An 18,892-nucleotide genomic window follows, 5' to 3' on the forward strand; every position below is an offset into this window, starting at 1 on the left:
GTTTTTATATACAGTATAGAGGCGCGATGCTTCTGACCAGCGCCGTTGGGCGGCAAGGGTTGAATCAGTACTTCTGCGTCACCTGACCCAAATCATCACCCGACGTGGTCTGCATGTCGTTCTTGCGCAGGCCCGCCACTTCGCTGGCTTTTACCGGCGCGCCTTTGTTGCCCCAACTGCCGCGAATGAAACTGACCACGTCCGCCACTTCCTGATCCGACAACCGCCAGGCAAATGCCGGCATGGTGAAGGTCGAAGGCGCCGTGTGAGTCGCCGGCAATGTGCCGCCATTCAACACGATGTTGATCAACGAGGTCGCATCCGCCGTCTGCAGCACTGGATTGCCTGCCAGCGCCGGGAATACCCGGCTGTAGCCATGGCCATCCGTGCGGTGACACGCCGCGCAGTTGTCGATATAGACCGACGCTCCAGGCTTGCTGTCATCACCCTTCCACAGCGCGTCTGCGATTTGCTTGTCGTACTGATGCGGCTGATCCTGAGGATCAACTGCCGGCAAGCTCTTGAGGTAACGGGCGATAGCCGTCAGGTCTTCTTCCGACATGTACTGCATGCTGTGGACCACAACGTCGCTCATGCCGCCAAATACCGCGCTACGGTCACTGCGGCCGGTCTTGAGGAATTGCACCAGTTGTTCTTCGCTCCAACTGCCCAGGCCATCCTTGTGATCGCCACGCAAGCTTTTGGCGATCCAGCCTTCCAATGGCGCGCTACCGGAGAGAAAGGCACTGCCTTCAGAAGCGCTCAAGGCTTTTTCCTGCATGGTCAGGGCCCGTGGCGTATGACACGCGCCGCAGTGGCCAAGGCCTTCGACAAGGTATGCACCACGGCTGATCACCGGGTCGGCAGCGGCCTGGGCCTGAGCCTCAGAGACCGCGGGCGCAAACATCCAGCGCCAGGCCGCCAAAGGCCAGCGCATGCTCAAGGGCCAGGGAATATCGCTGTCCTTGTTCTCTTGCGCGACCGGTTCAACGCCCTTCATGAAGTACGCATACAACGCCTGCATGTCGCTTTCACTGACCCGCGCATAAGACGGGTAGGGCATAGCCGGGTAAAGGGTACTACCGCTTTTGGCGACGCCATGGCGCACGGCCTTGTCGAAGTCTTCGAAGCTGTAGTCCCCCAGGCCGGTTTTGTCCGGGGTGATATTGGTGGAGTAGATCACACCGATCGGAGTCTCCATCGGCAGGCCACCGGCAAAGGGCTTGCCACCCTTGGCAGTGTGGCAAGCCACGCAGTCACCGGCGCGGGCCAGGTACTCGCCCTGTTTGATCAAGTCGGTTTCAGCCGCGCTCACCGAATAGCTGCTGAGCAACGCCACGGAGGCGATAACGAATGCTTTCATGGTCATCGCTCCTTATGCCTGAACCAGTGGGCCGGGGTTTTTCAGGTACTGTTCGCGAATCGCCCGCGCCGACCAGTAGGTCAGCGCAGCCACCAGGCCTGTAGGGTTGTAGCCCAAGCCTTGTGGGAATGCAGATGCACCGGGAACAAACACGTTATGCACATCCCAGCACTGCAAGTAGCGGTTCAAGGCACTGGTTTTCGGGTCGGTGCCCATGATCGCGCCACCGTTGAGGTGGGTGGTCTGATAAGACGCAGTATTGAAATGCTCACCGACCTGTTTACCCAGCAGGGCAATCGCCTTGGGGTTCATCGCTTCGGCGATCTTGCTCATTTTCTCGACCATGAAGCGGTTCATCTTGATGTCGTTTTCCTGCCAGTCGAAGGTCATGCGCAGTAGCGGCAGGCCGTAGGCATCGCGGTAAACCGGGTCCAGATCGAGGTAGTTGCCCCTGTAGGACTGATGGGCACCATGGGCGTCCATCGACACTTGGTGGGTGTAGTAATCGGCTGTGGCGCGCTTCCAGGCACTGCCCCAGGCCGGCGTGCCCGGCGGGTTGGAGGTACCGGCAATCGGCCGGCTGCCCGCTTGGTTGACCCACATCGGTGAACCTCCGACGAAGCCGTGGGGGCCGTGGTCAAAGTTGTCGGCGTTGAAGTCATCCACCGCCACGCCGTTGCCACCGGCGCCGATGAAGTTGTTGGTGTGCACATCCTTGTCGAAGAAGGCCTTGATGGTGGCCATGTTCTGGTAGGCGAAGTTCTTGCCCACCACACCCTCACCGGAAATCGGATCGTAGGGTTTACCGATGCCCGACAGCAGCATCAATCGCACGTTATGAAACTGGAAGGCACCGAGGATCACCAAGTCCGCCGGCTGCTCGATCTCACGCCCCTGGGCGTCGATGTAGGTCACGCCGGTGGCCTTGCTCTTGGTGCTGTCGAGATTGACCTTCAACACGTGGGAATTAGGCCGCAATTCGAAGTTCGGCACCTGCTTCAAGGCCGGCAGGATGTTCACGTTCGGCGAGGCCTTGGAATACATGTAGCAGACATAGCCACTGCAGAAGCCGCAGAAGTTACACGGCCCCATCTGCGCGCCGTAAGGGTTGGTGTAAGGCCCCGAAGTATTGGCGGACGGCAGGTTGTACGGTTTGTAACCCACGGCGTTGGCGGCCTGTTGGAACAGTTGCGCCGAGTAGGTATTTTTCTGCGATTGCAGTGGGAACGCATTCGAACGATCAGGTGCATAAGGGTTGCCGCCCTTACCTTCGCCCACTAATTGCCCCTTCACCGTCCAGGCCTGGCCGGAGGTCCCGAAAACCTTTTCGGCATAGTCAAAAAACGGCTCCAGCTCTTCATAGCTGACGCCGAAGTCCTGGATGGTCATGTCCTTGGGAATGAAGCTTTTCCCGTAGCGCTCTTCGTAATGGCTACGCATGCGCAATTCGATAGGGTCGACACGAAAGTGCACGCCAGACCAGTGCAAACCGGCACCACCAACACCGTTACCCGGCAGAAAGGCGCCCAACTGACGATTAGGCAGCGCAACGTCATTCACACTATGGCGAATGGTCACGGTTTCTTTGGAGATGTCCTGAAAGAGCTTTTTGCGAACGCTGTAGGTCAGTTCGTCAATGACCTGGGGATAGTTGCCGTCCGGGTAGGTGTCCTGCATCGGCCCGCGCTCAAGCGCTACGACGTGCAAACCCGCCTCGGTCAACTCTTTGGCCATGATTGCGCCCGTCCAGCCGAAACCCACGATGACCGCATCCACTTTCTTCATGATGGTTGCCATGCCTTACGCCCTCTCGCCACGGATAGAAACAGCCGGGAAGGGGTATTGCTCGTTGCGTTCAACCCAATCCATGAAATCGGCGCGCGCGCCGGGGAAGCCGATCATGGTCCAGCCGACCATGCCTTTGTTGCCACCGTGGATCGGGTCGCAGAAGAACCCTTCCTTGGTATTTTGCAGCAACAAGTTGAAGAAAATCTTTGGCGGCACCGCGTCGAAATGCGCGGCCATTTCAGCGCCGCCAGCCTCCAGACGCTTGAGCATATCGTCCTGGGTAGCGCTGTCTTGCCCAGCAAATACTTTACCGTTGAACGCCTTCGACCACTTATCCGTTGCGGCAATACCCAGACGATAGATCTCCTTGGGCACCAATTTGCTCTGCCAACCCATCTCCGGCGCCGCATCAGCGTTGAACGGCCCCTGCATGAACCACAGCGCGCCGCTGGCATAAGGCGTGTTCATCTGGCGGTCGATGTATTCCGGCGCACCGGCTTCAAGAGCACCTGGGCCTTGGGCGTCCGCCGGGATCAGGCGGGCGACAGCCGCATTGATAAACGCCCATTCTTCAGCCGTGAAATAGCTCGGCTCATAGGCTTTGCTGCTGACAGGCGCCTTGGGTTCGCTGGCTTGAGCGGGTTCGGAAGACGCCATCAGCACCGAGCCACCCAGGCCCGTACTGGCGACGGTGACCACAGGGATCAAGGTCAAGGATTTGCGCAAAAACTCACGCCGGGGGTTGTCTCGATCTTGATCAGACATGGTGGCACCTCATCATGTGGTCACGGGTTTATCAGCCGCTTCAAGGAGCGACTTGTCTTTTTGGCAGCACGTGGGATCCAACCGATCCCCGAAAAATAGAACACTGCAGCAATCAATAGTTACAAATGATAGCAGCCTAAGGATTAAGAAGAATCGATTCAGCCCGGAAATATTACCGATCCACTGCAAAAACATTAGCATCAGGACGGATATTCACGATTCTTTGACGAGCACCTCACACGACGTTGACCCCGCATAGGCGATTCTGAACGCCATCAGCCATTTCCCTATTCGGTTACGCCGCGCATGTTCAAGAATCATTTACTTCCTGCACTTTGCCTGTCGTTCATGACACTGTTTGCGGCCGTTCACGCCCAGGCCGACGACGCCACACCCACTCGCCCCGCGGAATGGGCTCAGCCTGTGGCAAAGCAATACAACCTGTACCAAATGTCGCCCACGCTCTATCGCAGTGCGTTGCCCGACAGCACGGCCATTCCCGTATTGGAAAACCTCAAGATCGGCACGGTGATCAACTTCCTGCCCGAATCTGACGACGCCTGGCTGAAAAAGCCTGATATCAAACAGGTGCAGTTGCCTTATCGCACCAACCATGTCGACGATGCCGACATCCTGGCGGCCCTGCGTGCTATCCAGACCGCTGAGGCCAACGGCCCGGTCTTGATGCACTGCAAGCATGGCTCGGACCGCACAGGATTGATTTCGGCGATGTACCGTGTGGTGGTACAGGGCTGGAGCAAAGAAGACGCGCTGAACGAAATGACCTTGGGTGGCTTCGGTGACAGCTCCCACTTCAAGGATGGCGTTCGCTACATGATGAAGGCCGATATCGACAAACTGCGCACAGCGCTGGCCAATGGTGATTGCAGCACCAGCGCGTTTGCACTGTGCTCGATGAAGAGTTGGATTAATACCGCGAGTTCGGGTTCGTAACAGGAGCGAGCATGCTCGCTCCTGACGAGAGAGTCAGTCTTTTTTCAACTTCGGATTGGGGAAAAACTGCACGGCCTGCACCTTGGGATCCGGTGCCTTCAACGCCGACGTATTGACCCGCGTGCCCAATTCCTTGGGCACCGAAAGACCTTGCTCATTGAGCGTGTCGGAATAACCGCAGGCCACGCATTCGCGGTGCGGCACATCGTCCTCGCTCCACATCATCAACTTGTCCGGCTCGCTGCACGCCGGGCAGACCGCTCCGGCGATAAAGCGTTTTTTGGTTTTCACAGGCCCTTCACTCATGCTGCCGCGTCCTCAGTCAGGCCGCTGTGGCGCAAGAGTGCGTCAATCGACGGCGCACGTCCGCGAAAATCGACGAACAGCACCATCGGCTCCTGTGAACCTCCACGGGCCAGGATCGCTTCGCGGAAGGCACGGCCGGTTTCGGCGTTGAGTACACCGTCTTCTTCAAACTTGGAGAACGCATCCGCCGACAGCACTTCCGCCCATTTGTAGCTGTAGTAACCCGCGGCATAGCCGCCAGCGAAGATATGGGCAAAGCTGTTAGGGAAGCGGTTGTAGGCCGGCGGACGCATCACCGAGACTTCGTCACGTACGCCTTCGAGCACTTGCAGCACGCTGCGGCCATCGCCGTGGGTGGCGTGCAGCTCGAAGTCGAACAGGGAGAACTCCAACTGGCGAACCATCATCAGGCCGGACTGGAAATTCTTCGCCGCGAGCATTTTTTCCAGCAGGTCCTGAGGCAGCGGTTCGCCGGTTTCATAGTGGCCAGAAATCAGCGCCAGGCCTTCCGGCTCCCAGCACCAGTTCTCCATGAACTGGCTTGGCAACTCCACTGCATCCCAGGCCACGCCGTTGATGCCGGAGACGCCGGCGTGTTCAACACGGGTCAACAGGTGATGCAGGCCGTGGCCGAACTCGTGGAACAGCGTCGTCACTTCATCGTGAGTCAGCAGGGCAGGCTTGCCGCTGTCGGCCGGGGTGAAGTTGCACACCAGGTTGGCCACCGGGCTTTGCAATACGCCATCGATCGTGCGACGGCGATCGCGGGCACCGTCCATCCAGGCGCCGCCGCGCTTGTTGGCGCGGGCATACAGGTCGAAGAAGAAGCGACCAACGTGCTGGCCGTTTTCCTTGATTTCGAACAAACGAACATCCGGGTGCCAGGTGTCGAAACCTTTCTGCTCGGCGATTTCAATGCCGTACAGACGCTGGACGATGGCAAACAGGCCGCCCAGTACTTTGTCGATGGGGAAGTAGGCGCGCAGGGCTTCCTGGGAAACGCTGTAACGCTGTTCACGCAGCTTTTCACCGTAGAAACCGCTGTCCCAGCTTTGCAGGTCCGGGCAGCCTTGTTCGGCGGCGTAGGCCTTGAGCTGTTGCAGATCCAGGGTAGCGAACGGCTTGCTACGCTTGGCCAGGTCTCGCAGGAAGCTCAACACCTGGTCGCTGGACTCAGCCATTTTGGTGGCCAGGCTCAGTTCGGAGAAGGATGCGAAACCCAGCAGTTGAGCCAGTTCCTGGCGCAGGTCGAGGATCTGTTCCATCACCGGACCGTTATCGTTCTGACCGGCATTCGGGCCTTGGTCCGACGCACGGGTGCAGTAGGCCGCATAGACTTCTTCGCGCAGGGCGCGGTCATGGGCGTAGGTCATCACCGCGTAGTAGCTGGGGAATTCCAGGGTGATCAGCCAACCATCAAGGCTCTTGGCCTGGGCGGCGGCGGCCATTTGTGCCTTGGCCGAGTCGGTCAGGCCGGCGAGGGTCGCTTCGTCAGTAACGTGCTTGGTCCAGGCCTGGGTGGCGTCCAGCAATTGATTGGAGAAGCGACTGCCCAACTCCGACAGCTTGCTCTGCACTTCGGCGTAACGCTTTTGCTGAGCTTCAGGCAGGTCGATACCCGACAGGCGGAAGTCCCGCAGCGAGTGCTCCAGAATGGTTTTTTGCGCCACATCGAAATCGGTCGCTTGCGGGCTGTTGGCCAAGGCGTCGAAGGCCTGGAACAGCTCGCGGTTCTGGCCCATCTCGGTGGAGTAGGCGCTCAACGCCGGCAGGCAAGCCTCATAGGCTTCGCGCAACTCGGCACTGTTGCACACGGCATTCAGGTGGCTGACCGGGCTCCAGGCAGCGCCCAGGCGATCATTGAGCTCGTCCATGGCCAGGACCAGCCCGGCCCAGGTCGGATTTTTACCCTGGCTTTGCAGGATGCCTTCGATGGCGACACGGTTGTCGGCCAGGATCTGTTCGATGGCCGGTTGCACGTGCTCGGCACGGATCGCCGAGAACGGCGGCAGGTCGTAGGACTGCAGAAGAGGGTTGTTCGCGCTCACGGTGGGCACCTTGGCTGAAGAAACATGTAAGAACAAAGATGGGGCCATCTTAATTACAATCAACGTCCACCGCAGCTATCAGCAGAAGAGAGAGAGCCTATCGTGACCCTTCGCACCTACCAGAACCACACGCCGGCCTTGCTTGCCGGGGCTTTTGTCGATGCATCAGCGGTGGTGATCGGCGACGTCGAAATCGGCGCCGACAGCTCGGTCTGGCCGCTGACGGTGATTCGCGGCGACATGCACCGCATCCGCATCGGCGCGCGCACCAGTGTCCAGGACGGCTGCGTGCTGCACATTACCCACGCCGGCCCCTTCAATCCTGACGGTTTCCCGCTGCTGATCGGCGACGACGTGACCATCGCCCACAAAGTCATGCTGCATGGCTGCACGGTGGGCAACCGGATCCTGATCGGCATGGGCAGCATCGTGATGGACGGTGCGGTGGTGGAGGACGATGTGATCATCGGTGCCGGCAGTCTGGTACCGCCGGGCAAGAAACTCGAGAGCGGCTTTTTGTATGTCGGCAGCCCGGTGAAACAGATTCGGCCGTTGACTGACAAGGAACGTGCCTTTTTCACCTACAGCGCCGCGAACTACGTGAAGCTCAAAGACCTGCACCTGGCCGAAGGCTTCGACCCATGTTAAGGACTCCCATGCATTACCAAACCGTTTTGTTCGACCTGGATGGCACCCTGACCGACCCTCGGGAAGGCATCACCCGCTCAATCCAGTACGCCCTCGCCAAGCTGGGGATCGATGAGCCGGACCTGACCAAGCTGGAACACTTCATCGGCCCGCCGCTGCTGCAAGCGTTCATGCAGTTTTACGGCTTCGATGAGGCCAAGGCCTGGGAGGCAGTGAATTTTTACCGTGAGCGTTTCAAGGTCACCGGACTGTATGAAAATCGTGTGTTCGACGGTGTCATGCCGCTACTTGAGGAGCTGAACGGCCAAGGCCGGCAGCTGTATGTCGCTACCTCCAAACCTTGGGAGTTTGCCCGTGAAATCGCCCGGCATTTTGATTTCGCCAAGCACTTCAAGGTGATCTACGGCAGCGAACTGGATGGCACCCGGACCAACAAGGTCGAGCTGATCGCCCACCTGATGGCCGAAGAGGGCCTGGACCCGGCCAGTACGCTGATGATCGGCGACCGTAAGCATGACCTGATCGGTGCCCACCGCAACGGGCTGGATGCGGCGGCCGTGGGGTACGGGTTTGGCAGCCGTGAGGAGTTGAATGCAGAGTCGCCGGCCTGGCATTTTGAAACGCTGGATGAACTGCATCAGGCGTTTTTGCAGCGGGCTTGAGATTGCTATCGCGGGCAAGCCCGCTCCCACATTTGACCTGGGTACACAGATCAAAATGTGGGAGCCGGGCTTGCCCGCGATGAGGCCCTATGTGCCAACTACAGGATCAGGTCCTTCCAACCGGCTCAACGCCTGCTTGCGCTCATCCCCCGGCAACCCGCCCAGCTTCTCCACCGCCGTATAAAATTTCAGCCAATCCCCGCCCGACTGCCGGAACAACGCTGCAAACGCCGGCACCCACCGGTCATACAAGCCAAACGGCAACAGCCGCGCATTGTTCATCGGCGCATTGACCCAAGTGTCGTAGCGCTTATCACCGCTCCATTGAGCATCGCGCATCTGCCGGTAGTCGCTGCGAAAGCGCTCAAACTCAGCGGCTTTGGCGAAACGCATGTTGTCTGCCGACAGTGGCTGCACATACAAACGCTCCAGGCGCTCACGAGTGTCGAGAATCAGCTGGATAAACTGATCCCGCTGCTTCACCGCCGACACACTGGCCGGTGGCAACCCCCGAGCCGCACGCCACTGGCGAGTGCCTTCCTGCTCGACAAAGGTGGCAAACGACTCGTTGAACTCGGTGTCGTCCTTCACATAAAACCGCTGATGCGCCAGCTCATGAAAGATCAGGGTGGCCAGGCGCTCATCGCCCCAGCTCATCATCGAACTCATGATCGGGTCATTGAACCAACCCAGTGTGGAATAGGCTTCGACGCCACCTATCGACACGTCCATGCCTTGCTGCTGCAACAACGCTGCCTCACCACGGGCCGCGCCCTGGCTGTAATAGCCCCGGTAGGCCACGCAGCCGGCAATCGGAAAGCAGTGAGTCTGTGGCGACAACGAAAATTCGGACGTAGCAAAGACATTCCAGACGACAAAGGGCCGGCCAATATCGGCATACAGGCGGTAGCTTCGGTTGTCCGGCAAGTGCAGGTGCTGACTGGCGAAGATGCGGGCCTTCTGCGATTGGGCCAGGTGATCGCGCAGTACCTGTGGCCGCGAAGGGTCTGCGATCACCTGGGCTACCGGTTCCCGGGCACGCAGCAGTTGCCACTGGCCGCTCGCCAACTGGCCGTAGTAACCCACGCTCGAACAACCGTTGAGCAGCCAAAGCACGAGAACCGGAAACAAAAACCGGAAATGACGATCAAGTAACCCATGACGTAAACACCAACGCCCAACCATTACCACCACCTCGGAGAGTCTGCCCGCCAGACTATCTCGCTTGCACGGAGTTTTGCCATGCGCATGTTCATGCTGACCGGTAGTGTGCTGATCCTGACGGGTTGCGTCGGGTTACCGGACCCCGATCCGGCCCAGGCCTGGATTGACCTCGACAACGGTCAAGAAGCGGCGCTGCACGCGCTGAAAGTCGATGACAAGACCACCACCGATAAACGTTATTTCGAAGTGCCGCCGGGTCGCCATGAGCTGACCGTGCGCTATCAATTCCCCGTCGAGGCCACCAACATCGGCCCCGATGCGCAGCGCCTGTGGCGCGATTGCCGGCTCAACCTGACGTTCAAGGACTTCAGCGCCGGCGAGCGTTACCAGGTACAGGCTGGTAGCACTGGTTTCAGGGCCTGGGCCAAACTGTATGACCAGGATCACAAGGTCATCAGCCAAGCCAAACCCGCAGGCTGCCAACAGAGTTGATCGGCGCTATGCTGGGGCTATTCCTAGCGTCGAGTGCTTAACATGCGTCCGCTTTTGTTTCCGATTGCCGCGATTTTTCTAAGCGCCTGCACGTCGACACCCATCCCGCCAGTCGATCCACAACAAGCCTGGATCGACTTTGCCACCCCGACACCCGGGGCCAAGTTGGTAATGGCTCAACGCCTGGATGGAAAAAACCTGACCGACGGGCGCTTCTTCCAGGTCCCGCCCGGTAGCCACGAATTGATGGTGCGTTTTGATTTCGAAGTGCCTACCGGCGGCAGCTTCGGCGGGCTGGGGCAAACGGATGAACGGACCTGCTTCATCACCGTGCAATACGACCATTTCGAAGCCGGCCAGCGGTACCGCCTGGAAGGGCGGTCATTGGCCTATACCCCGAACATCCGGCTGTACAACGCAGCGCGCCAGTTGCTGGCCGAAGAACGCAGCGTCAACTGCCTCTGATCAGTCGTTGTTCTTCTGATAAACAATGGCCTTGGTGCCATTTTCACAGGTGCCGACGACCATAGCGCTATCGTGCTTGTCGGCTTCTTCCTTGCTGACGACTTCCAGGGTGTAGGACGGAACGGCATTGGCCTGAATCTTGACTTCGATCTCCTTACGGAGCTCTTCACAGTCTTTTGGCGCGGCCAGGGCCGAAGTCGCCAGTGCACCGCAGATAATCGCCAAGGCAAAACGTTTCATGAGTGAAGCTCCCTAAATGCATCGCGCACGAGTGTGCGCTCACGCTGCAGTCATCTATTCGACCACATTTGCACAGGCAGGAGCGAGCCTGCTCGCTCCTGCAAGGGGCTTGGATCAACTAACCAGGGTGCCATCCAACGTGATCCTGGCATTCAACACCTTGGACACCGGGCATCCTTCCTTGGCCTTCTTGCTCAGCTCATCGAACTGCGCCTGGCTGGCGCCGGGGATTTTCGCCTTGAGGGTCAGGTGCACGGCGGTGATCGCAAAACCGCCATCCACCTGGTCCAGGGTGACTTCGGCCTGGGTGTCGATGCTGTCAGCCTTGAGCCCGGCATCCCCAAGAATCATGGAAAAGGCCATGGAGAAACACCCCGCATGGGCAGCGCCGATCAGCTCTTCGGGGTTGGTGCCCTTGCCGCCTTCGAAACGGGCCTTGAAGCCGTAGGGCGCGTCGCGCAGCACACCGGTTTCCGTGGAAATCGAACCGATGCCGGTTTTCAGATCACCTTCCCAATGAGCCGATGCTTTTTTCTTGATACTCATAGCTGTCTCCTCAACTGTGGTTTTGCGTCTATAAGGATTCTGAGGATAGAAGCTCTGGCAAAGTTCACCCTATAGGACAAAGCCATCCACCGCGTAGGCAATTTCGTGGCCCGCTATTGAATCTCGGGTATATGCCCTCATTGCATAGAACATGCACATGAAGCGGCAGGTTTTGGTTCGTCAAAAAGCCTGCGCACCCTTGGAGAAGCAGGCTTATGAAACCGCTGTCCGACGTGAAGTTCTCGACCCTCGACCTGGTGCCCGTGCGGGCCAACGGCAGTCCAGCGCAATCACTGCGCAATTCCCTGGACCTGGCCCAACATGTGGAAAAGTTCGGCTACAACCGTTTCTGGGTAGCCGAACACCACAACATGGACGGTATCGCCAGCTCGGCGACCTCGGTGTTGTTGGGCTACCTGGCCGGCGGTACCTCGACCATTCGGGTCGGCTCCGGGGGGGTGATGCTGCCCAACCACGCGCCACTGGTGATCGCCGAACAGTTCGGCACCCTGGAAAGTCTCTACCCGGGCCGAATCGACCTGGGCCTGGGCCGCGCGCCCGGCTCCGACCAGATGACCGCCCGCGCCCTGCGCCGCGAACGCTCCGGCAGCGCCGATGACTTCCCGGAAGATGTAGCCGAACTGATGGCCTACCTGGGCCCACGCACCCCGGACCAACGGGTGATCGCCGTACCGGGCACCGGCACCAACGTGCCCGTGTGGCTATTGGGTTCGAGCCTGTTCAGCGCGCAACTGGCAGGGGAACGCGGCTTGCCTTACGCCTTCGCCTCGCATTTCGCACCGCGCCTGATGCACGAGGCGATTCGCGTCTACCGCAACCACTTCAAACCTTCGGCGGTGCTGTACAAACCTTACGTGATGCTCGGCATCCCGCTGGTAGCCGCCGACACTGATGAACAGGCCGACTACCTGGCCACCTCGGTTTACCAGCGAATCCTCGCCTTGATGCGTGGGCAAAGCCTGGTACAGCGTCCACCGGTGAAAACCATGGATGGCCTGTGGCTGCCCCATGAGAAAGACGCCGTAGGCAGCTTCCTCGGACTGGCGATGGTCGGTAGCCCGGCGAAGATTCGCGCCAAGCTGGAAGTGTTGGTGGAGCAAACCGGCGCCGATGAACTGATCTTCACCTGCGACTTGTACGAGCACGCTGATCGGATTCACTCCTACGAGCTGCTATCGCAGGTGATGAAGGGTTAAACGCGAGGCATAAAAAACCGACGCACTTGCGTCGGTTTTTACGTCTGAAACACGGGATCACCCGCGCTTGTAGACGATTTCCTTGGTGCCACCGTCGCAGCGACCGACTACCGTGCCGCCAGCAGAAGCGCCTTTGTCGACAATTTCTAGCGAATAATGCGGAACGCCTTTGGCATCGATTTTCGCTGCAATTTCGCTTTTCAGCTCTTCACACGGCTTGGCCGCCAGGGCTGTGCCCGCCCCCAACAAACCTACCGCCAAACCTGTTACCAAAAAGAAGTTTTTCATCCGTTACTTTCCTTGCGCTGGTTGAAAAGAGCGCACCGACACATGGCGCGTCGGTCCCCCTAAGGTTGTAGCGCAGCTTATGGCAATCGGCCAGCGCGCAAGTTCAACCCACGCAATCAACTATTGGCAATACGGAAGCCCACCTTGAGGGTGACCTGGAAATGCGCCGCCTTGCCATCCTTGATATGCCCACGGGTTTCGGTCACCTCAAACCACTCAAGATGCTTGATGCTCTTGCTGGCTTCGGCCAGGGCATTGTTGATGGCGTCTTCGATGCTGGTAGGGGACGAGCCCACCAATTCGACTTTCTTGTAGGTGTGATGATCAGACATGGCCGTTTCTCCTTTAGTCGTTAATCAAGCCTAGCAGTGATTCTTCGTACTGCTTCTGGCGGCCCTTCCCACTCGAAAGTTCAGATTTACTGCACTTTCTGAAACCGCCGGAGTCGGAATCAACACACGCCACTCAATCACTCCAGGAGAGCCCACATGGCCAACACCTCGTTGCGTAAAGCGTCATTGGAAAGCATGGAAGCCGAGATTTCGAGCCTGCTCAAATCCCTTGAGAGCCTCAAGGACGATGCGTCGGACGAGTCGCGCAAAACCTTGAAGGCCCTGAAAAGCAACGCCGAGAATGCCCTCAAGCATTCACGTCACCTGATCAGCGACGCCTACGAAGAAAGCAAAGTCAAAATCCGTGAAACCGGTGCTGCCACTCGGGACTACGCCCAGGAACACCCATGGACTACTGCCGGTGTCGCCATCGGCGCGCTGGGCCTGCTGGCCGCTTACCTGCTGTGCAAACGCGGCGACTAAACGTCCTGGCGCGCCAGTTCAGCCTTGAGCCAGTGCGCCAGTTGCCGAGCGCGCCCATCTGCGGCGCGCTTGGGTAGCCACAACGCCAGTTGCGCCGGGGTTTCACTGAACCCCCACGGCGCAACCAGGCGCCCCGCCCGCAAGTCTTCCGCCACCAGCGGCTCAGGGGCAATCGCCACCCCCAGGCCGGCCACGGCGGCTTCCAGCAAATAATACAAATGCTCGAAACCCTGCCCATATCTCAACGCGCCGGAATCGATCCCGTGGTGGTGCGCCCAACTGGGCCAGGCTTGCGGACGCGAGGTGGTGTGCAACAGGGATTCGCCCAGCAGCACCTCGGCAGAAGCCTGGCGCAGACGCTCGTAATGAACAAAGCGCGGGCTCATTACCGGACCGATACGCTCACTGGCCAATTCGTAGACCTGCATGTCAGCGGGCCATGGCGGTTCGGCAAACACCAGCAGCGCGTCCAGCCCAGGGCGTCGGGGGTCAAGATCGCCTTCACCCGCCGAGAGGTGCAGGCGCAAGTCCGGCAACTCGGCGTTCAAACGCCCCAATCGGGGTATGAACCACCGGGCCAGCAAACTTCCTGAACAACCCAGTACAAACGGCGCATCCGCACTGCTTTGCGTGAGTTCTGCGCAGACATCCCTCAAGCGCTCAAACGCCTCAAAACTGGCGTCCCGCAACCTGATGCCCGCATCTGTGAGTTTAAGGCCGCGCCCATCCTTGACGAACAGACTGACACCCAAGTGTTCTTCCAGCACTTTCAACTGTCGACTGACTGCACCATGGGTCACATGTAACTGCTCAGCAGCCTGGCTTACGCTATTAAGTCGGGCAGTGGCCTCGAACGCGCGCAGGGCATTGAGGGGCGGAAGGTCTCGATTCATCTGTGAGTTTTCCTGACAGGTTACGGCGATCTTATCGGTTTTCACCGCAAAGCGTCAGGGGTAGAGTGGCCGTCATTGTTTGCATATTCCTCTTTTAGCAGCCCTGGAGCGTCCCATGACTCAGACCCAGACCGATCTACGCAACGGCCCTGACGCCAACGGCCTGTTTGGCGCGTTCGGCGGCCGCTATGTGGCGGAAACCCTGATGCCGTTGATCCTCGACCTGGCCCGCGAATATGAAGCGGCGAAGATCGATCCGGCCTTCAACGAAGAACTGGCCTACTTCCAGCGCGACTACGTCGGACGCCCAAGCCCGCTGTACTTCGCCGAACGCCTGACCGAGTTCTGCGGCGGTGCCAAGATCTACCTCAAGCGCGAAGAGCTGAACCACACCGGCGCTCACAAGATCAATAACTGCATCGGCCAGATTCTGCTGGCGCGGCGCATGGGCAAGAAGCGCATCATCGCCGAGACCGGCGCCGGCATGCACGGCGTGGCCACTGCCACCGTCGCCGCGCGCTTTGGCCTGCAATGCGTGATCTACATGGGCACCACCGACATCGAGCGCCAACAGGCCAACGTGTTCCGCATGAAGCTGCTGGGCGCCGAAGTAATCCCTGTGGTGGCCGGCACCGGCACCCTCAAAGATGCAATGAACGAGGCCCTGCGTGACTGGGTAACCAACGTCGACAGCACCTTCTACCTGATCGGTACCGTGGCCGGTCCACACCCGTATCCCGCCATGGTCCGCGACTTCCAGGCGGTGATCGGCAAGGAAACCCGTGACCAGTTGCAAGCCCAGGAAGGCCGGCTGCCCGACAGCCTGGTGGCGTGCATCGGTGGCGGCTCCAACGCCATGGGCCTGTTCCACCCGTTCCTGAATGACACCCGTGTGGAAATCATCGGCGTCGAAGCGGCCGGTCATGGCATCGAAACCGGCAAACACGCTGCCAGCCTCAACGGCGGCGTACCGGGCGTGCTCCACGGCAACCGCACCTTCCTGTTGCAGGATGAAGACGGCCAGATCATCGACGCCCACTCGATTTCCGCCGGCCTCGACTACCCCGGCATCGGCCCTGAACACGCCTGGTTGCATGACATCGGCCGCGTTCAGTACACCTCGGTGACTGACAACGAGGCCCTCGACGCCTTTCACAAATGCTGCCGCCTGGAAGGGATTATTCCGGCACTGGAAAGCGCCCACGCCCTGGCCGAAGTCTTCAAGCGCGCCCCGACCCTGCCCAAGGATCACCTGATGGTGGTCAACCTGTCCGGCCGTGGCGACAAAGACATGCAAACCGTGATGCACCACATGGAACAGTCTCAACAAGAGCCGTCTGCGCAGGAGAAACACTAATGAGCCGCCTGCAAACGCGTTTTGCGCAACTGAAAGAACAAAACCGCGCCGCCCTGGTGACCTTCGTCACCGCCGGCGACCCGGGTTATGACACCTCGCTGGCGATCCTCAAGGGCCTGCCGGCGGCCGGTGCCGACGTGATCGAGTTGGGCATGCCCTTCACCGACCCGATGGCCGACGGCCCGGCCATTCAACTGGCCAACATCCGTGCGCTGACCGCTAAGCAGAACCTGGCGAAAACCCTGCAGATGGTCCGTGAGTTCCGCAAGGACAACAGCGACACACCGCTGGTGCTGATGGGCTACTTCAACCCGATTCACATGTACGGCGTGCCGCGTTTCATCAGCGATGCCAAGGAAGCAGGCGTTGACGGCCTGATCGTGGTCGATATGCCACCCGAACATAACGGCGAGCTGTGCGACCCGGCCCAGGCCGCCGGTATCGACTTTATCCGCCTGACGACACCCACCACCGACGATGTGCGTCTGCCGACCGTACTCAATGGCAGCTCCGGCTTTGTGTACTACGTGTCGGTTGCCGGTGTGACCGGTGCTGGCGCCGCTACCCTGGAGCACGTTGAAGAAGCCGTCGCTCGTTTGCGCCGCCATACCGACCTGCCCATCAGCATCGGTTTTGGTATCCGCACCCCGGAGCAGGCCGCAGCCATCGCGCGCCTGGCGGACGGTGTGGTGGTGGGCTCGGCGTTGATCGATCACATCGCCAATGCCAGTAACGATCAGCAGGCAATCGATGGCGTCTTGAGCCTGTGTGCCGCGCTGTCGGAAGGTGTCCGCAGTGCTCGCAAGTAAGCGGCTTGTAGCAAGAGGTAAAGTTCCTGATACAGAGGAATCATGCCGCTGAATCACGGCCTAACCAGCAAGACCAAGGGATTTCGAACCTCGTTCGAAATCCCTTTTTTATTCGTACCGTGAGGAAGCCCCACGATGAAGATGCCCAAACGTTTGATTGCCGGTGTAGGCGTGCTGATGCTCGGTGCCTGCGCCCTGGTGCAAGCAGCACCACCTGACCAGCGCGGCGGACCTGATCGCGGAGGCCCCCAAGGCCAATCTCAACAACGGGGCAATGATAATCGCGGCCCCCAAGACAATCGCCGGGGTGGTCCACCTCAAGACTTCGGCCCGGTGCGTCAAGTCATCCGTGACAACCACAATGACTTCCGCCGTGGCGCGCCACCGCCGCCCGGTATCCGCTTGGTCAGAGGCCAACCACTGCCCCGTAACTACTACGGTGAGCGCCTGGACAATCGTGCCCTGGCGCATCTGCCGCAATACCCTGGCTACGAATGGCGCCGCTCAGGTGGGGATATCGTGTTGATCGCGATTGGCACCAGCATCGTCTATCAGATTCTGGACGGCGCGCTGTACTAGCCACTCCCTGTAGGAGCGAGCAAGCTCGCTCCTACAGTTCGATACGCTCGACCTTGCCCACCAGCAACACGTAGGACAATGCCCCGAGCAACGCCAGCACTGCGATATACGTGATCGCCGGCGCAAACGAATCCCCTGTGGCCAGAAAGCCAATCACAATCGGCGTGGTGATCGCCGACAGATTGCCGATGAAATTGAACACGCCCCCCGTCAGCCCCAACAACCGCGCGGGCGCCAGTGTCGACACCAGCGACCAGGTAATCGACGCCAGGCCATTGCCAAAGAATGCTACTGCGAGGAAGGCAATCACCCAGGCCGTTGAATCAACATAGTTGGCGCCGATGATCGCTGTGGAAATCAGTAACCCACCAATGATCGGCAGTTTTCGGGCAAATCCCACGGAAGCGCCCCGACGAATCAACCAATCGGAAAACAGCCCGGAACACAGCACACCGATAAACGCTGCCAGGAAGGGCAGGGACGCCAACAGGCCGGACTTGATGAAGTCCATGCCACGATATTTCACCAGGTAGGTGGGGAACCATGTCAGGAAGAACCACAACGTCGAGTTCAGGCAGAACTGCCCCAAATAGATTCCCCAGAGTTTGCGCTTGCTCAGCACGATGCCCAGGTCGACCCAACTGAACGGTTCCTTGCGCTTGGCCGTTTGCGAAGACAGGTCCACCAACCCGCCGCCCGCACGAATCAGTTCGATTTCCGCAGCGTTGACGCCCTTGAAGTCCCGGGGCTCGCGGTAGACGGCATACCAGATCACCGCCCAGAGGATGCCAACAGCACCGGTGCTGATAAACACCATGTGCCAGCCATAGTGATGTTGCAGCCAGGCCAGCACCGGTGTCAGAAACGCCAGGCCAACGAACTGCCCGGAGGTGTAGAAACCAATGGCCGTGGCCCGTTCACGCTCGGGAAACCAGGTAGTGACTACGCGACTGTTGATGGGATACGCCGGAGCCTCCAGGGCTCCAACGGCCATGCGTAGGACGAACAACGCGATGAAGCTGGCGGCAAAACCGAGCATCACCGTCGCCACCGACCACAGCAGCAAGGCAGCGGTGTAGAGAATGCGCGGCGGCACCCGGTCCACCAGCCAGCCACCGGGGATTTGCATGGCGGCGTAGGTCCAGCCGAAGGCAGAGAAGATCAAGCCCACATGCACTGGGTCGATGCCCAGATCGCTGGTCAGGGCCGGGGCGGCAATCGACAGGTTGCTGCGGTCCAGGTAGTTGATCACCACGGTGATGAACAGCAGGACCATGATGAAATAGCGCTTTCGGCTGGGCGTGACCAGCTTCGCCTGCCCTGTGAAGGATTCAGGTTGCATGGGGAGTGCCTCTTCTTATGGTTATTGAGGACAGGTCTTACTGAAGAAACCGGATCAAAGGTGGGAGCTGGCTTGCCTGTGATGGCGGTGGTCCAACCAAGGCTGATGCTGCATGTGCCACCGCTATCGCAGGCAAGCCAGCTCCCACACT

Annotated in this window: 22 protein-coding genes; 10 read left to right on the forward strand and 12 right to left on the reverse strand. The window is 59.5% G+C overall.

Going from position 1 to position 18,892, the window contains the following annotated elements:
- Positions 1-64: 64 nt before the first annotated feature.
- From GNF76_RS05985 to GNF76_RS05995, 3 genes are read right to left on the reverse strand one after another with little or no spacing between them, the layout of a single operon-like run.
- Positions 65-1,363, reverse strand: coding sequence for a cytochrome c (locus GNF76_RS05985; RefSeq protein ID WP_155582271.1), 1,299 nt, complete (start codon positions 1,361-1,363; stop codon positions 65-67).
- Positions 1,364-1,375: 12 nt separating this feature from the next.
- Positions 1,376-3,160, reverse strand: coding sequence for a GMC family oxidoreductase (locus GNF76_RS05990; protein ID WP_155582272.1), 1,785 nt, complete (start codon positions 3,158-3,160; stop codon positions 1,376-1,378).
- A gap of 3 nt (positions 3,161-3,163) precedes the next feature.
- Positions 3,164-3,916 (reverse strand): gluconate 2-dehydrogenase subunit 3 family protein, encoded by a 753-nt coding sequence (locus tag GNF76_RS05995; RefSeq protein WP_155582273.1) that lies wholly within the window; start codon positions 3,914-3,916, stop codon positions 3,164-3,166.
- A 306-nt stretch (positions 3,917-4,222) separates the two neighbouring features.
- Between GNF76_RS05995 and GNF76_RS06000 the strand changes: the two genes are divergently transcribed.
- Positions 4,223-4,870: a dual specificity protein phosphatase family protein gene (locus GNF76_RS06000; RefSeq protein ID WP_155582274.1), complete on the forward strand. Its 648-nt coding sequence runs from the start codon at positions 4,223-4,225 to the stop codon at positions 4,868-4,870.
- Between the two features lie 33 nt (positions 4,871-4,903).
- On the opposite strand, the gene GNF76_RS06005 is transcribed toward GNF76_RS06000, so the two are convergent.
- Positions 4,904-5,176, reverse strand: coding sequence for a YheV family putative zinc ribbon protein (locus GNF76_RS06005; protein WP_155582275.1), 273 nt, complete (start codon positions 5,174-5,176; stop codon positions 4,904-4,906).
- A complete protein-coding gene (gene prlC, locus GNF76_RS06010; RefSeq protein WP_343037808.1) occupies positions 5,173-7,224 on the reverse strand; it encodes an oligopeptidase A in 2,052 nt (683 codons plus the stop codon). Before prlC ends, GNF76_RS06005 begins: the two co-directional genes overlap by 4 nt.
- Positions 7,225-7,326: 102 nt before the next feature.
- Between prlC and GNF76_RS06015 the strand changes: the two genes are divergently transcribed.
- Together GNF76_RS06015 and GNF76_RS06020 are read left to right on the forward strand one after the other, a co-directional pair.
- Positions 7,327-7,872, forward strand: a complete 546-nt coding sequence (locus GNF76_RS06015; protein ID WP_178123201.1) for a gamma carbonic anhydrase family protein — start codon at positions 7,327-7,329, stop codon at positions 7,870-7,872.
- 8 nt (positions 7,873-7,880) lie between these two features.
- Positions 7,881-8,534, forward strand: coding sequence for an HAD family hydrolase (locus GNF76_RS06020; protein WP_155582277.1), 654 nt, complete (start codon positions 7,881-7,883; stop codon positions 8,532-8,534).
- An 87-nt stretch (positions 8,535-8,621) separates the two neighbouring features.
- Here the strand turns inward: GNF76_RS06020 and GNF76_RS06025 are convergent, their stop codons facing one another.
- Positions 8,622-9,719, reverse strand: coding sequence for an aminopeptidase (locus GNF76_RS06025; RefSeq protein WP_155582278.1), 1,098 nt, complete (start codon positions 9,717-9,719; stop codon positions 8,622-8,624).
- 57 nt (positions 9,720-9,776) lie between these two features.
- Here GNF76_RS06025 and GNF76_RS06030 point away from each other — a divergent pair, with 57 nt between their 5' ends.
- Together GNF76_RS06030 and GNF76_RS06035 are read left to right on the forward strand one after the other, a co-directional pair.
- Positions 9,777-10,190 carry a PA0061/PA0062 family lipoprotein gene (locus tag GNF76_RS06030; protein ID WP_155582279.1) on the forward strand — a complete coding sequence of 138 codons (414 nt, stop codon included), beginning with the start codon at positions 9,777-9,779 and terminating at the stop codon, positions 10,188-10,190.
- Positions 10,191-10,232: 42 nt separating this feature from the next.
- On the forward strand, positions 10,233-10,655 hold the full coding sequence (locus GNF76_RS06035) for a PA0061/PA0062 family lipoprotein (RefSeq protein WP_155582280.1): 423 nt from the start codon (positions 10,233-10,235) through the stop codon (positions 10,653-10,655).
- Here GNF76_RS06035 and GNF76_RS06040 read toward each other — a convergent pair whose 3' ends face one another.
- Together GNF76_RS06040 and GNF76_RS06045 are read right to left on the reverse strand one after the other, a co-directional pair.
- A complete protein-coding gene (locus GNF76_RS06040) occupies positions 10,656-10,895 on the reverse strand; it encodes a DUF1161 domain-containing protein (RefSeq protein WP_155582281.1) in 240 nt (79 codons plus the stop codon).
- A gap of 114 nt (positions 10,896-11,009) precedes the next feature.
- Complete coding sequence (locus tag GNF76_RS06045) at positions 11,010-11,441, reverse strand: OsmC family protein (RefSeq protein WP_155582282.1); 432 nt, start codon at positions 11,439-11,441, stop codon at positions 11,010-11,012.
- A 215-nt stretch (positions 11,442-11,656) separates the two neighbouring features.
- On the opposite strand from GNF76_RS06045, the gene GNF76_RS06050 reads away from it, so the two are divergent.
- On the forward strand, positions 11,657-12,658 hold the full coding sequence (locus tag GNF76_RS06050) for an LLM class flavin-dependent oxidoreductase (protein ID WP_155582283.1): 1,002 nt from the start codon (positions 11,657-11,659) through the stop codon (positions 12,656-12,658).
- A 57-nt stretch (positions 12,659-12,715) separates the two neighbouring features.
- On the opposite strand, the gene GNF76_RS06055 is transcribed toward GNF76_RS06050, so the two are convergent.
- Both GNF76_RS06055 and GNF76_RS06060 read right to left on the reverse strand, forming a co-directional pair.
- On the reverse strand, positions 12,716-12,946 hold the full coding sequence (locus GNF76_RS06055) for a DUF1161 domain-containing protein (protein WP_155582284.1): 231 nt from the start codon (positions 12,944-12,946) through the stop codon (positions 12,716-12,718).
- Positions 12,947-13,062: 116 nt separating this feature from the next.
- The gene (locus GNF76_RS06060) at positions 13,063-13,278 is read right to left on the reverse strand and encodes a dodecin (protein ID WP_032857113.1); all 216 of its coding nucleotides are present in this window, start codon (positions 13,276-13,278) and stop codon (positions 13,063-13,065) included.
- 156 nt (positions 13,279-13,434) lie between these two features.
- Between GNF76_RS06060 and GNF76_RS06065 the strand changes: the two genes are divergently transcribed.
- Positions 13,435-13,761, forward strand: coding sequence for an ElaB/YgaM/YqjD family protein (locus GNF76_RS06065; RefSeq protein WP_155582285.1), 327 nt, complete (start codon positions 13,435-13,437; stop codon positions 13,759-13,761).
- Here GNF76_RS06065 and GNF76_RS06070 read toward each other — a convergent pair.
- Positions 13,758-14,654: a LysR family transcriptional regulator gene (locus GNF76_RS06070; RefSeq protein ID WP_155582286.1), complete on the reverse strand. Its 897-nt coding sequence runs from the start codon at positions 14,652-14,654 to the stop codon at positions 13,758-13,760. The two genes, GNF76_RS06065 and GNF76_RS06070, sit on opposite strands and share 4 nt — an antisense overlap.
- A gap of 115 nt (positions 14,655-14,769) precedes the next feature.
- Between GNF76_RS06070 and trpB the strand changes: the two genes are divergently transcribed.
- The 3 genes from trpB (at position 14,770) to GNF76_RS06085 (ending at position 17,399) form a co-directional block, all read left to right on the forward strand.
- Complete coding sequence (gene trpB / locus GNF76_RS06075) at positions 14,770-16,011, forward strand: tryptophan synthase subunit beta (RefSeq protein WP_155582287.1); 1,242 nt, start codon at positions 14,770-14,772, stop codon at positions 16,009-16,011.
- The gene (trpA, locus tag GNF76_RS06080; RefSeq protein WP_155582288.1) at positions 16,011-16,820 is read left to right on the forward strand and encodes a tryptophan synthase subunit alpha; all 810 of its coding nucleotides are present in this window, start codon (positions 16,011-16,013) and stop codon (positions 16,818-16,820) included. Before trpB ends, trpA begins: the two co-directional genes overlap by 1 nt.
- 135 nt (positions 16,821-16,955) lie before the next feature.
- On the forward strand, positions 16,956-17,399 hold the full coding sequence (locus tag GNF76_RS06085; protein ID WP_155582289.1) for an anti-virulence regulator CigR family protein: 444 nt from the start codon (positions 16,956-16,958) through the stop codon (positions 17,397-17,399).
- A gap of 31 nt (positions 17,400-17,430) precedes the next feature.
- Here the strand turns inward: GNF76_RS06085 and GNF76_RS06090 are convergent, their stop codons facing one another.
- Positions 17,431-18,741, reverse strand: a complete 1,311-nt coding sequence (locus tag GNF76_RS06090) for an MFS transporter (RefSeq protein ID WP_155582290.1) — start codon at positions 18,739-18,741, stop codon at positions 17,431-17,433.
- Positions 18,742-18,892: the final 151 nt, after the last annotated feature.

It is taken from the genome of Pseudomonas spelaei, assembly GCF_009724245.1.
Classification (GTDB): Bacteria; Pseudomonadota; Gammaproteobacteria; order Pseudomonadales; family Pseudomonadaceae; genus Aquipseudomonas; species Aquipseudomonas spelaei.